Origin of the sequence: Psychrobacter sp. CMS30 (genome assembly GCF_904846565.1) — a bacterium.
Taxonomy (GTDB): Bacteria; Pseudomonadota; Gammaproteobacteria; order Pseudomonadales; family Moraxellaceae; genus Psychrobacter; species Psychrobacter maritimus.
In genome coordinates, this window is record NZ_CAJHBF010000004.1 from 169,775 (window position 1) to 184,119 (window position 14,345).

The window sequence follows — 14,345 nt, forward strand, 5'->3', positions numbered from 1 at the left end:
TTTTGCATAAATGCCTTTTATCCGTGCCTTTATCGGTGCTCAGGCGCCAAAAATTGATGCTTAACGCCAATAGCGCAATTTTGCCAAGGTAAATAAGAAGGCGACGAACATACCAAGATAATAGGTCAGCTTAAGCTCAAGCGTAGGGTCACGGTATTTGAACGGTAAAGCAACGGTGGCAGTGGCGGTCGGTATTATCAGCAGCATAAGTAGCCAATTTTCAAAGACGTGTAGCCAACCTTGCAGCCCGGTACCGTGACGCAGGTAAGACAACCCTAATAGCAAACAGGCAATAATCAGCGCAATAAATAAACCGTTTGGAAGGTCTTTTGGGAAAATGATATCGGTGATTTTCTTAGAAGATGTGGCCATACTAGCAAGTGTCCAGTCACGTCATAAAGCGCGACTTATTAATGAGGAGAAATCGATAAATGTGATAAAGGCAAAGTTTTAAATCATAAAAACATCAGTATTATTAGGCGCTTATATTAGCTATAAGTACCCATTAGCCAAAGGATCGATATACAAGAGGTTAAATAACCCAAACTAATGGCATTCCAGCTCGCTATATGTAAGCCTTTAACCTTATTTAAAATGCGCGAACCTACCCAGAAAAACAGCGGAATACCTATCATAAAGGCAGGTACTATCACCGCCGCATGGCGTAACACCTCTCCAACATCCTCACCAATCAGCAAGCGAAAGCCGTAACCGGCAAGACTTAATATCAAGGCAAACGCCGCCATGCCAATGGTAATACCTTTGGGCACTAAGCTAGGTGATGGCAAGCTAGCTGGCTGTGACTCAGGCTCTTTGACAGATTGAGGCGGTACTGGGGCGTTAACGGGCTTTTGCTTATCCATATTTCACCTTTGCATGACTTGTTATTGGTCATGATTCTATGATTTATCACTTTATAGTTATCATTCAATATGATGGCTACAAAGGGTGATTAGTAGCCATTTGCCAAGGCCAACTCTGCGCGCATGGCATCGATAGCCGCTTTATAGTCTTCTTGGTTAAAGATAGCGGAACCGGCGACAAACATATCCGCACCTGCTTCGGCAATCGCACGGATATTACTGGCTTTGATGCCGCCATCTACTTCCAATCTGATGTCGCGACCACTGGTAATGATACGTTGACGAACTTGGCGGACTTTATCTAAAGTGCCCTCAATAAATGACTGACCACCATAACCAGGATTCACACTCATGAGTAAGATTTGATCAACTTTATCCATGACATAATCTAGATAATGTAGCGGCGTCGCGGGATTTAACACCAAGCCACATTCAGCCCCACCATCTTTGATAAGCTGCAAAGAGCGGTCAATATGGGCGCTGGCTTCTGGATGAAAGGTGATAACACTCGCACCCGCCTCTAAAAACTGCTCAATCATACTATCAACTGGCGACACCATCAGGTGGACATCGATGGGCGCCTCAATACCATAGTCACGTAGCGCCTTACATATCATGCTACCAAACGTTAGATTGGGCACATAATGGTTGTCCATTACGTCAAAATGGATGACATCCGCACCTGATTCTAATACACGCTCTACTTCTTCACCCAGTCTGGCAAAGTCAGCAGATAAAATAGAAGGAGCGATTAGATACGGGTTAGAGGGGCTAATCATAGTTGAGCTACCTAATTGAGGTTTGTATAAAAGTTCAATAAAAAAGGTTCTTAATGCATATTGTTAGCATTTAAATAACTGGCTATTAAATAAAGCTAAATAACTAGCGCGGCTTATATTGGGTTTTGCAATAAGCACGACCGACATCAAACGGACGCTTGGCTTGATGCTTAGTTGCACGGTTGGTGACACGCTGACGCCATAAGCGAAAAGATGACGGCTTTAGCTCTTGACGCATCAACTTGATGACCGCTGTCTCATCGAGAGCATAGCTATGTTCTATCGCTTCAAACGGCGTCCTGTCTTCCCACGCCATCTCTATCACCCGTGATAGTTGCACGGCATCAAGTTCTTTAGCGGCAGTTGCAGAAGATGATTTGTCGTTACTGGCAGCTGGCTTTAGATTGCTTTTTTGCGCAATACTATCTTGCTGCTTATTTTCTTGCTGCTTATCTTTTATAGCAGCAGCCATATCAGCTTGCATAACCGTAAGCAATGATTCGGCTTTTTGCGTTGTATTATTTGCACCCGCATTTGCCGACGCTGTCAGACTGTTTATCATAAAACCTTACCTTTAAGCACATTGATTATCCAACCAAGCTCTATTTTATACCAATAACTGCGCTTGGTTAAATAATCAGCGTAACTGTCTGTCAAGTTATATAACGGGCTGGCAGCTTATCTATCAAGCGGTCATTATTTAACCGGCTTAACCCATCTGCGCCATACGCCAGTGATGTTCAATATGATCATCAATCACTGTCTGAATAAAGTAATAGCTGTGGTCGTGGCTAGCAAGATAGCGCAATGTCAGTGGCTGCTGCGCTTTATTACAAGCTTCTTGGAGCTTAGAGGTTTGCAGTTGCCCTTCTGCCAAGAAGTTATCAGCACCCCCTTGATCGACCAAAATATTGGTGTATTGCTGCCCAACTTCCATAATCACCTGTGCAGCATCTGCTTGCGCCCATAATGATTTATCATCACCAAAGTATTCGGTATAAGCGGCCTGCCCCCATGCTGATTCACTGGCAGCGCAAACAGGCGATAAGGCGGAGACGCTGACAAACTTACTTGGGAACTTAAAGCCCAACAATAAAGCGCCATGACCGCCCATCGAGTGCCCAGTGATACCAATACTATCAATCGGAAACTCAGAGCGCAGCAAATCGTATAATTCATCAACGATATAGCTTTGCATATTAAAGTGTTCTGACCACGGGGCTTGCGTCGCATCAACATAGTAGCTTGCGCCCTGCCCGACAAAATAACGCTCATCGTTTGGTACATCGTGACCTTCACTGCTTCTAGGAGACGTATCAGGCGCAATAAAAATCATGCCAAGCTCACTACATTTTTGTTGGAAATGCGCCTTATGAGTGACGTTATCGGCATTACAGGTCAAGCCTGAGAGATATAAAAGCGCGGGACAGCGGCGACCGGCAAGCGCTTCATCTGGCAGATAAATACTAAACGTCATCGGCGTTTTGGTCGACGTCGACTCGTGGCTGTAGTAATGCTGCTCGCCATCGAAACAGCGATTGACACTTTTTTGGGTCAACTGGCTACTGGCTGAAAAACTATGGTTATAAGCATTATTCATGAGTAATATCCTCTGTATCTAAGATAAAATAAGCGTTGAGAGTTAATCGGTCATTCGTGATTAATAGTTAATAGTGAGAAATTCGTGTTTAGCATTTAGCAATTAATGTTTAATCAATAGTAGCAGGGGCAATATTTACCGGCACATTTGAAGTCGTATCAGCGTTGGTACTATTGGTCATACTAGCAAGCGACGGCCGTGTTTTATCAAACAAAGCTTGCTCAAATGCGGGCAAGGCGGTTTCCATTAAGCTACCAATGACCATTTGCGGCTCTGATGGCTCAAAACCCATATAAAGCTCACGCTCTTTTACGCGGTAAGCGGCGTCTTTAAAGGCATCAGAAAAACTGGTGTTTTCACGCAAACTTTCGGCAAAGAATGCTTGGCCAAAATAGGTCATCTCAGCGGTATTGGTACAGCCAAACGACATCTTATCAGCAGCTGAGGCGGTAATCACCACCGTCGTTGGAGAGGCCAATTCATCGATAAATGAGCCTGAATAGCACGCGGACACCACGATGACACGCCAGCGAATACCGGAAGCATCTAACGCCTCACGCAGCCAAGTGGCGTCCAAATTGTCCATCGCTAGCGGCGGATTTGATAGATGAATAAAATCTTGATCGCCATGCGATGATAGGGTCATAAATAGCACATCTTCATCAGCATTCATCTGCTGACCGATGGTTTTTAAACCGCGCAAGATACTGGTCTTAGTCGCAATGGGTTCATCCAACCACGTGTAATTATTATTGATCAATGCCAGTGAATGCCCGCTGGTACCAAAGCGCACATCGAACAGCTCACGGACTTTATTAATCTCAGAGCGAAAGACGTTTTGATCTGAAAATCCTGCCACGCCCATAAAATACCAGTCGCTTTTACCCGGTATACTGGGGTCAATGCGGTCTAGGGCTTGCTGCAGCAATCTTGGCTGCTCGTATAAGGCCGCCTCTTCTAGTACCGGTTCAACAGGGATTTGCTTAAATATCGGCTGGTCAGCGACATTGCGCTGCCAAATGGTCAATAATGCCACTGCCCCGATGATGACAATAATGCGCTCCCACCAAGGGACCCGCAAACGCCGAGAGAAAATCCATAACAACGCCAATGTTTGCCATAAAAATAGCACTAAAAACAATATCGGTAAAAGTGAATAGCTCCAACTCGGTAGCCAGCCATAGCTGCCAAAAAACTGCACAAGGCTTTGCAGTAGCGCAGATAAGGTATCGGCGACTAACCACAGCACTACAGGCACAAACACCAGCGCTTGATTACCGGCGCGGCGTGCCAAAATAATACCGCCCAACAAAATAATCATCGGCCAAATTAAATAGCTGACCAACCCTTGCTCATTAAAGACGCTACCATTTTCTGCCGCCAACCATGAAAAAAGCACGTTACTACCCAGTGCTAATAAGGCGAAGACCGCAAACTGAATAAAGGTGGGTTTTACCCAAGAAAACGCCCGCGTTGACCCTACTAGCATCCATAAGGTTGCAATAATATTGGCAGCGAAATTGAGCGAAAAGCGCTGAAGCGAGACAGTTTTTAACGACGCAAGTGACAAAGACTTAGACCTCTAGCCAGTCGAGAGAAATAACGCAAATCCATGATAATGTATCCTGCTGCGCACAACGTTTAATAGGCTGTTTAATATAATTAACCTACGTTTTTTAGAGCGCTTATTGGCAGCAATTTTATATCTGATTTACGATAAAATGGGTATAGGACGCGAAAAGCGCAACGAAATCGTTTAGCGCGCTAATCTGTCACAATTGTAACGGATTGTCGGTCAAGAGCATAAGGCTGATTTGTAAAAATCGCTTGAAGATTCCTCTAAAAACCTATTAAAAAAGGAGGCCTTAGCATTAAGACCTCCTTTTTTATCAAAACCTTCTATCAAACCTTAAACATTATCTCATCAATAGCTCATTGACGCGTTTTAGATAGGCAGCAGGATCATCTAACTGACCGCCATCCGCCAATAATGCTTGGTCAAAAATCACTTGCGCAAGCTTGTCAAAATCGCCGTCAGACTGCTCGCTACTCTCAAGCTTTTTAATCAGCGGGTGATCAGGGTTGACCTCAAGCGTTGGCTTGCTTTCTGGTACATCTTGACCCATTTGCTTGAGCATCTGAATCATTTGTGGCGACAGCTCGCCTTCACCTACCACCAAACAAGCTGGGCTATCTACCAGACGTGTTGAAACTTTAACGTCTTTCGCACGCTCGCCTAGAGCTGTTTTTAACTTATCAACGACTGGCTTCATCGTCTCTTGAGCTTTTTCCGCTTCAGCTTTTTCCGCTTCGTCTTGCAAGTCGCCCAAATCAACGGCACCTTTAGCGATATTTTGTAGCGGTGTCTCATCAAATGAGGTTAAGAAATTCATCGCCCATTCATCGACACGGCTGGTCATCAAAATAACTTCGATGCCTTTTTTCTTAAACAGCTCAAGTTGCGGGCTGTTCTTTGCCGCCGCCAAGTTATCAGCCGTTAGATAATAGATGGCTTTTTGACCGTCTTTCATGCGCGCTTTATAGTCTTCAAAGCTGGTTTCAACCTTATCATTGGTGCTGGTGGCATAACGCAGCAATTTAGCAATACGCTCTTGATTGCCCATGTCTTCGCCAAGACCTTCTTTGATAACATCGCCAAATTCGCTATAGAACTGCGCAAATTTTTCTTGCTTATCAGCATCTTCGCTATTAGCGAGGCTTGCTAGCAAGGTTAAAATACGGCGCGCGTTACCATCGCGGATAGACTTTACATCACGCGATTCTTGAAAGATTTCACGGCTGACGTTAAGTGGCAAGTCCGCTGAATCAATAACACCTTTGACAAAACGCAGGTACATCGGCAATAACTGCTCAGCTTCGTCCATGATAAAGACGCGTTTAACGTAGAGCTTTAGACCGTGCTGCTGCTCACGCGTATATAAATCTACCGGCGCTTTTTTAGGAATATAAAGCAGCTGGGTATATTGCACACGTCCTTCAACACGGTTATGCGTCCACGTCAGCGGCGCATCCATGTCATAAGTGATGTTTTTATAAAAATCGACATACTCATTATCTTCAATTTCAGATGCTGAACGTGTCCAAAGCGCGCTGGCTTTGTTGATGGTCTCCCATTCGTCAGTCAGTACCATTTGTCCATTGGCAGGCGTGTCACTTCCTTCCTCAACCTCATCTTCTTGCCAAACTTCTTTACGCATCTGAATCGGCAAGCTGATATGGTCTGAGTATTTATTGACCAAACGCTTGATTTTGCCGCGGTCTAAATAATTGTCTTCGCCTGCCGCATACTCTTCTTTTAGATGCAAAGTAATGGCGGTGCCGCGCGTGGCTTTAGTGATAGGCTCAACGGTAAAGCTACCTGTGCCATCTGATACCCAGCGCACGCCTTTATCGGCAGTCTCGCCCGCTTTACGTGACTCAACGCTGATGGTATCTGCAACGATAAAGCCTGAATAGAAACCAACGCCAAACTGGCCGATTAATTGACCGTCTTGTTTTTGTGATTCAGACAATTTATCTAGGAAAGCCTTGGTGCCAGATTTAGCAATCGTGCCTAAGTTCTCAATCGCATCGGCTTCGTTCATACCAATACCATTATCGGTAAAGGTAATGGTTTTAGCGTCTTCATCAATATCGATACGGATTTTTAACTCGCCATCGTCCTCATAAAGACTGTCATCATTGGTTGCTTCAAAGCGCAATTTATCGCAGGCATCAGAGGCGTTTGAAACCAACTCACGCACAAAAATATCGGCGTTAGAATAGAGCGAATGGGTTACTAAATGCAGCAGCTGCGCCACTTCTGCTTCAAAGGTATGTTTTTTTAATTCAGGGGTGTCTTTATTAACATCAAGGTCATTAGCGTTTTTATTGTCCGCTTGGGTCTGTTCACTCATAAAAACTCCTATTATTGTTACCAAAAATGCTGTTGCCAGCACACATAAATCGCAAATTTTCAAATACCAACAGTGTCGCTAATCTGCTTAATAAGACTGGGCTGTAAATACTGTTAGGCTGCTTAATCAGATAGGGGCGCGGGCGAAAATTTCAAGCTCGAACAAGCCAAAAATAGTTATTAGCCATAAAAAAACCGCCCTAGTTTCCTAGAGCGGTACTTTTAAATCAATTGTTATAATTTGCAGTCTATAGACAGCTAGGCAAATCGCGTGCGGGATCAGACTCGCGCGCTGCTATCGCATCTTCTACAGTCAATCCTAATGCCTTGGCAACACCTTCACCATAAGCAGGGTCACACCAGTTGCAGTTACGGATATGACGATACTTAATAAAGTCTAACGCATCACCCATCGCTCTTGCGGTATTATCAAACAGTGCCTGCTTTTGCTCATCGTTCATCAGATTGAATAAAGCACGTGGCTGACTGAAGTAATCATTTGAGTCTTCACGGAAATCATAGTGATCCGCATAGCCATCAATCTTGAGTGGCGGCTCAGCATACTGAGGCTGATCTTGCCATTGGCTAAAGCTGTTTGGCGTGTAATGTGGTCGACCGCCGTAATTGTCGCCTATTCTACCTTCACCATCGCGGTGATTGCTGGTGACCGGACAACGTGGTTTGTTCACTGGAATCTGCTTATGATTGACCCCGACACGATAACGCTGGGCATCTGCGTAGCTAAACAAGCGCGCTTGGAGCATACGATCTGGTGAGGCACTGATACCTGGTACTAGATTGTTCGGCGCAAATGCTGCTTGTTCTACGTCTAAGAAATAATTGTCCGAATTTCTATTGAGTTCGAACTCGCCGACTTCAATCAGTGGATAGTCGCCTTTTGGCCAGACTTTGCTCAAATCAAACGGATGGTACGGCACGGTATCGGCTTCTTCTTCTGGCATGATTTGTACGTACATTTTCCATTTCGGGAAATCGCCATTCTCAATAGCTTCAAACAAGTCTTTTTGATGGCTTTCACGATCCATACCGACGAGCGCTTCGGCTTCGGCATCGGTTAGGTTTTTGATGCCCTGTTGGGTAACGAAGTGGAATTTGACCCAAAAGCGCTCATTGTCGCGATTGATAAAGCTATAGGTATGCGAGCCAAAGCCATGCATGTGTCTATACGATGCTGGCAGACCGCGATCGCTCATGGTAATGGTAACCTGATGTAGCGATTCTGGCAATAACGTCCAAAAATCCCAGTTGTTGGTAGCTGAACGCATATTGGTACGTGGATCACGCTTAACCGCTTTGTTCAAATCTGGAAACTTGCGTGGGTCACGGACAAAGAATACTGGCGTGTTGTTACCGACCAAATCCCAAATACCTTCATCGGTATAAAACTTCAAAGCAAAACCACGAATATCACGCTCAGCGTCAGCCGCGCCGCGCTCGCCTGCGACTGTACTAAAACGCGCAAACATCTCGGTCTGCTTGCCCACTTCGCTAAAAATATCAGCGCGAGTATATTTGGTGATATCGTTAGTTACGGTAAATGTACCAAACGCGCCAGAACCCTTAGCATGCATACGACGCTCGGGAATAACTTCACGGTTTAAATCGCCCAGCTTTTCATTCAACCATAAATCTTCTGCCAAAAGCGGCCCGCGTTTGCCAGCGGTTTTACTGTTTTCGTTATCAACAACAGGGGCACCATTGCTCATCGTCAGTGGGGTGGTATCGTAAGGGCATTTCTTATCGCTCATCATCATATTCCTTTTGAGATAAATTGAGTGTGGCGTTTATTATTAAAACTCATCATAGCAACCATGAGCTACTTTGATATCTTGTTGGCTTCCATTACAACCGATTTTTAATTATTTGTATAATAGATTAATTACATAATTTTCATTTATTTTATATAACATAGACTGATTTCTAGCTGTTTAATACAAGCTGCTTCACTACGTTAGGATGTTACTAAAAACTAGGATGCTATTAAAAGCTACAATGGCTCACTTAAGTGCAGCCAGCCAAAGATATCAGGATGAACTACCCCCTACCTTAGAGGTAGGGGTTTCTTAGGTAACGCTCTTACTTGACACGATATTCTGTATCAGCGGTTAAGCGAATCAACTAAGCTAACCCTGTCGCACCGACAGTTTTTGATTGTTTAGCCAGTATCAATCCTTGATGTAAGATATTGATACTGGCATTGATATCGCGATCATTTTGCTGCAAGCAACTTGGACAACCCCATGTTCTGACCGACAGCGGTAATTCAGCTTTAGTCAGTAGATGGTTGCAGTTTGAGCAAGTCTTAGACGATGGAAACCATCGGTCTATTTTGACAAGCTGTTTGCCATACCAGTCTGCTTTATAGGCAAGCATGGTGGTAAATGACGACCATGAGCTGTCACTGATTGCTTTTGCAAGTTTGTGATTCTTAACCATACCCTTGACGTTCAAGTCCTCAATAGCAATAACATCGTGGTTTTTGATGAGATTGAATGAGAGTTTATGTAGAAAGTCTTTGCGAGTATTGGTTATTTTCTCATAGACCTTGGCGACTTTTGTTTTTTGCTTTTGATAGTTGCGGCTCTCTGACAACTTGCGTTGATCCGCTTTGGCAACGGCTCTGCGTTTGGCTAGTATTTTCTGTTCACGCGCAAGCTTGTCTTGCAGCTTCGATAGAAACTTAGGATTGGCAACTTTGCTGCCGTCCGATAAGACGATAAAGTCTGTCAATCCTAAGTCAATGCCGATGTTAGAGTGGGTTTTTGGTAATTCATTAACGATGGTTTCAACCAGTAAGCTGACAAAATATTTACCTGATGGGGTATGGCTGATGGTGGCGCTCTTTATTAAGCCGTTTATTTCACTTGGGAACTTGGCGTTGATATGACCAACCTTAGGCAGCTTGACAGTGCTATCTGTGATCGCCACTGTACCCTTTTGGTTGTTGGTGGTGTAACTGTCGTGTTGGCCTTTTTTCTTGAACGTAGGGAATCGGGCACCTTGCTTGAAAAACTTATTATAAGCAGCTCTTAGGTTTTGCTGGACGTTAGCCAGTGCCAGGCTATCGACTTCTTTTAGCCATTCAAACTCTTTTTTATATTGAGCAGGGGTGTTGTTTAAGGTGGTCTTTGTGGTCTCATAGTGGTCTATTTTATCGCCAAGCATCCTATTCCAAATAAAACGAGCACAACCGAACGACTTAGCAAAAAATATTTGCTGTTCTTCATTAGGGTACAGCCTGATTTTATGGGCTTTTAGGATTTGCTTTGGCATGAAATACTTATTGTTAGTTGGTGTTATATTTATTATTAATTATACTCCAGGTAGAGGTTGTTATCACCAACAACGCATTCATCTCACCACCTTAGAGGTGGGAGAATTCTGCGCTAAGATGTTAAAATTAGCGCGGCATCGGACGAATGGTCAAGATTTGCTCGCTACGACCAAATGGACCATGTATATCATGCAGCACGGCGCTAGTCAGCCCTATGCCATCAGTGCCGTATTGTTGCATGGCTTCGATACCAAGCCATTTACCTGTTGGGATACGATGCATATGGATTTGTAAATCCGTATTGGGAAACATCCACTCTAACTGCGATAACCCAAGACCAAGGCGTGGTACCACGCCATTGGCGGTATCAACCATGCCTAGTAGATGCACCAAATCATCAGTAGGCATGCCCTCCACCATCTCGACATCGTTGGTGATCCATACCATGCCACGACCGGGACGACGGTCTGGAGCAGCGACCAGACGCACACTTTCGATAAAACCGCCCGGCCAGCCTTTCATATCTTCCCAAACCGGTAACTCTTCAGGTTGATATCGAGCTTTTTGATCCTCAAGTCCTGCAATCTCACTGGTATCTTGGGTCATAAGACGCCATGCACGCGCAATAATCGCATCCCGGCCACGACTGCTCATGACCGCTTCAATCAGCTCGATGGTCTTACCCGGACGGATACAACGGGTGGTAATCGTAAAATCATCAAGCGGAATCAAGCCTAAAATGTCTAGGCTGATACGGGCAATACGGGTGTTGGCTTGCGGTGCATAGCCTTGGAGCTCCGCTGTCAGCAATCCTGTCGCTGGTGACATATGCTGCTCATGCTCATTCCAAGCGCCTTGTGCATGCTTGGTTGGCTGATAATGGGCAACGCTGACGCCGCCTTCTTGCTGTTCGCGTTTGATAAAATGATAGTAAGCTGACATGAACATCCTCAATCTCTAATCCAATCTCTCTCGTTTACTCGGTACTTTTGACCGCTGTGAGAAATAAGTGCTGTTATAAATATGGTTAAACTTAGCTTGCCTGTATAACTTATCTGGTAAGCTCTTGTTTTCTCATCGTCAGCAGCGTGCGACTTTTGGCCATTACAAATAGAAAAAAAGCCATAATGGCAATAAGCGCACCATATAGCAGGCTGTAATCTCTCATAAACTGCGCGATATTCATAAAAAGCACCAATATCAGCATGACAATGGTAAACATATTGATTCTTAATTGCTTATTAATCTCATCAAGCGACGCCTCTGCCAAGACAAACTTCTGCTTTTTCATGTTATTTACCTACTTGCGTGACCGGAATACGTAAGGCTTTCGGCAAACTAAAAGTAACGTTTTCCTCGATACCTGACAGCTCACTCGGTAAATCACCGCCCCAATCTTGCAGCTGCTGTAATACTTCTTGAATCAATACCTCAGGCGCTGACGCCCCAGCGGTCACACCGACGCTTTGTATACCATCAAACCAACGTTTATCCATCTCGGTGGCGTTATCAATCAGATAAGCACGGCAATCCATACGCTCGGCCAATTCACGCAAACGGTTAGAGTTTGACGAGTTTGGCGAACCAACCACTAAGACCACCTCACAGCGACCAGCTAAATCTTTGACCGCATCTTGGCGGTTTTGGGTGGCATAGCAGATATCGTCTTTACGCGGGCCTTGGATACTCGGGAATTTTTCACGCAATGCATCGATAACGCGCGCGGTGTCATCCATAGATAAAGTTGTTTGGGTAACAAAAGCTAAGTGCTCAGCATTTTGTACAGTCAATGCTTCGACATCGGTTTCATTTTCGACCAAATGAATCTCACCGCCGTGGCGACGATTAAAGCGCCCCATGGTGCCTTCTACTTCAGGGTGTCCTGCATGACCAATCAATACCGCATCCATACCGTCTTGAGCAAATTTTGCCACTTCGATATGTACCTTGGTAACGAGCGGACAAGTCGCATCAAATACCGTTAAGTCACGGCGCTGTGCTTCATCTTCCACTGCCTTTGAGACGCCATGAGCTGAGAAAATAACGATTGAACCATCAGGTACTTCATGCAGCTCTTCAACAAACACCGCACCGCGATTGGCCAAATCAGACACCACAAATTTATTATGGACGACTTCATGACGCACATAAATGGGTGGCTCAAAACGTGTCAATGCTTCGTTCACTATCGCAATCGCGCGATCTACACCAGCACAAAATCCACGTGGATTGGCAAGATAAATTTGCATAAGAGGGCCTATCATTAGATAATTTATAGTTAAAGCTAAATATCAAACAGCTTCACATTAAAAACGGGGATAAAATCAATGCTCTACTTTAGCATAATTTGCTTTTATTGCCTTTGAAAATAGCCATGTTTTAAATTAACAACACATTGGCTAAAGCGCCTTTTCATTTAAAAATCACTTCAGAACAACAGCTAAGTAATGAAAAGCTGGCGCTAAATAAAATAAAAGCCCTAAAAGCAGTTTATAATAAGGCATCGATTACCATTCAATATAAGTCTCTAGCGCCATACCTGATGGCGTTTTTTATTTTTACCAGTTTTTAGCCATTTACTAAGACAGTTTTGGGTCTTTTAGCAGTACAGATTGTTACTAGCCTAGATTTTGCTAAGACATGCTTTATTAGAGCAGATTACATCAAAGCAAACTCCATTAGAACAGACTCCATTAGGAAACACTTCATTAAGAAACAACCCATTAGGAAATACCGTATGACAGGTTCATTATTTATTATTACTGCCGCCTCGGGTACAGGCAAGACTTCACTGGTAAAGCAGTTATTGGCTACTACCAATGATTTGACTGTCAGCGTGTCGCACACCACGCGCGCCCCGCGTCCGGGAGAAATTGATGGTCATCATTATCATTTTACCGATGTTGATAAATTCGTCACCGCCATCGGTGAGGGCAAGTTTTTAGAACATGCCGAAGTGTTTGGCAATTATTATGGTACCTCAGAGCAAAGCGTACGCACGCAGTTAGAAGCCGGCGTTGATGTCATCTTAGAGATTGATTGGCAAGGGGCGCTACAAGTGAAAAAAATCTTCACTGACGCGACGATGATTTTTATCTTGCCGCCAAGTATTGCGACTTTACGTCAGCGTTTATCGACGCGCGCGCAAGATACGCTAGAAGTGATCGAGCAGCGTTTGGCAGGCGCAGTCACTGAGATGGCACAATACGTACATTTTGATTTTGTGATTATTAATGACAATTTCGAAGTGGCATTGACTGAGCTCAAAGCCGTTATCGTCGCTGATAGACAGACGCTTAAACGCCAACAGCAGCGTTATCATCGCACCATTACCAACTTACTGAGTACTAAAGTAGAAGAGTAGCCAAAAGAAAAAGGAAAGGGGAATGCTAAAGTCGCATTATTCGTTATTCGTTCTCTTATCTGGGCATTGCGCGCGGCGTCGTAGATATAAGTAGCAGCCGATATAAAAAGCAACCACGCGCTTAAACAAAAAATGCTATAATGCCTAGCTATCCCCCTTTTGTATTTTTGATATTATTTTTATTGAGTGACGGACAAGCTCCGTGACTAATAAAAACAACCGAGGTAGCTATTTATGGCACGAGTGACGATTGAAGATTGTTTGGATAATGTTGATAATCGCTTTGAGCTGGTATTGGTCGCAAGCAAGCGCGCCCGTCAGTTGGCCAAAGGTATTGCTGAACCGTTGGTTGACGTTGATAACGACAAGCCTACTGTATTGGCCTTGCGTGAAATTGCTGCGGGCAAAATTACCCGTGATATTTTAAATCAGCCAGATCATAACTTTGCTACAAGCTCATTAGATTTAGCATTATCAGGCGATCATAGCTTCTAATAAGGCTTTATCAGCCAGCTTTTAGTGCTTAGT

The 14,345-nt window shown here is 44.3% G+C and carries 14 protein-coding genes; 2 read left to right on the forward strand and 12 right to left on the reverse strand.

The window, feature by feature from the left end:
• Window positions 1–60: 60 nt before the first annotated feature.
• From JMX94_RS03645 to ispH, 12 genes are all read right to left on the reverse strand, one after another.
• Entirely contained in the window at window positions 61–372 is a 312-nt protein-coding gene (locus tag JMX94_RS03645; protein ID WP_183620456.1) for a hypothetical protein, read from the reverse strand.
• 116 nt (window positions 373–488) lie between these two features.
• Window positions 489–863 carry a hypothetical protein gene (locus JMX94_RS03650; RefSeq protein ID WP_227673498.1) on the reverse strand — a complete coding sequence of 125 codons (375 nt, stop codon included), beginning with the start codon at window positions 861–863 and terminating at the stop codon, window positions 489–491.
• 89 nt (window positions 864–952) lie between these two features.
• Window positions 953–1,642: a ribulose-phosphate 3-epimerase gene (rpe, locus tag JMX94_RS03655; RefSeq protein ID WP_201563280.1), complete on the reverse strand. Its 690-nt coding sequence runs from the start codon at window positions 1,640–1,642 to the stop codon at window positions 953–955.
• 103 nt (window positions 1,643–1,745) lie between these two features.
• Window positions 1,746–1,982, reverse strand: coding sequence for a TIGR03643 family protein (locus JMX94_RS13490; protein ID WP_298871282.1), 237 nt, complete (start codon window positions 1,980–1,982; stop codon window positions 1,746–1,748).
• A gap of 369 nt (window positions 1,983–2,351) precedes the next feature.
• Window positions 2,352–3,242, reverse strand: coding sequence for an S-formylglutathione hydrolase (gene fghA, locus JMX94_RS03665; protein WP_201563282.1), 891 nt, complete (start codon window positions 3,240–3,242; stop codon window positions 2,352–2,354).
• Window positions 3,243–3,351: 109 nt separating this feature from the next.
• The gene (locus JMX94_RS03670; protein WP_201563283.1) at window positions 3,352–4,812 is read right to left on the reverse strand and encodes a C13 family peptidase; all 1,461 of its coding nucleotides are present in this window, start codon (window positions 4,810–4,812) and stop codon (window positions 3,352–3,354) included.
• Between the two features lie 346 nt (window positions 4,813–5,158).
• Window positions 5,159–7,159, reverse strand: coding sequence for a molecular chaperone HtpG (htpG, locus tag JMX94_RS03675; protein ID WP_201563285.1), 2,001 nt, complete (start codon window positions 7,157–7,159; stop codon window positions 5,159–5,161).
• Window positions 7,160–7,406: 247 nt separating this feature from the next.
• On the reverse strand, window positions 7,407–8,927 hold the full coding sequence (locus JMX94_RS03680; RefSeq protein ID WP_201563287.1) for a catalase: 1,521 nt from the start codon (window positions 8,925–8,927) through the stop codon (window positions 7,407–7,409).
• A gap of 370 nt (window positions 8,928–9,297) precedes the next feature.
• A complete protein-coding gene (tnpB, locus tag JMX94_RS03685) occupies window positions 9,298–10,452 on the reverse strand; it encodes an IS200/IS605 family element RNA-guided endonuclease TnpB (protein ID WP_201563289.1) in 1,155 nt (384 codons plus the stop codon).
• Window positions 10,453–10,579: 127 nt separating this feature from the next.
• Entirely contained in the window at window positions 10,580–11,395 is an 816-nt protein-coding gene (locus JMX94_RS03690; RefSeq protein ID WP_201563291.1) for a thioesterase family protein, read from the reverse strand.
• A 109-nt stretch (window positions 11,396–11,504) separates the two neighbouring features.
• Complete coding sequence (locus JMX94_RS03695; RefSeq protein ID WP_201563293.1) at window positions 11,505–11,744, reverse strand: hypothetical protein; 240 nt, start codon at window positions 11,742–11,744, stop codon at window positions 11,505–11,507.
• A 1-nt stretch (window position 11,745) separates the two neighbouring features.
• Window positions 11,746–12,702: a 4-hydroxy-3-methylbut-2-enyl diphosphate reductase gene (ispH, locus tag JMX94_RS03700; RefSeq protein WP_201563295.1), complete on the reverse strand. Its 957-nt coding sequence runs from the start codon at window positions 12,700–12,702 to the stop codon at window positions 11,746–11,748.
• A 488-nt stretch (window positions 12,703–13,190) separates the two neighbouring features.
• Between ispH and gmk the strand changes: the two genes are divergently transcribed.
• Together gmk and rpoZ are read left to right on the forward strand one after the other, a co-directional pair.
• On the forward strand, window positions 13,191–13,817 hold the full coding sequence (gene gmk, locus JMX94_RS03705; protein ID WP_201563297.1) for a guanylate kinase: 627 nt from the start codon (window positions 13,191–13,193) through the stop codon (window positions 13,815–13,817).
• A gap of 234 nt (window positions 13,818–14,051) precedes the next feature.
• Complete coding sequence (gene rpoZ, locus JMX94_RS03710) at window positions 14,052–14,312, forward strand: DNA-directed RNA polymerase subunit omega (RefSeq protein ID WP_201563299.1); 261 nt, start codon at window positions 14,052–14,054, stop codon at window positions 14,310–14,312.
• Window positions 14,313–14,345 lie beyond the last annotated feature (33 nt).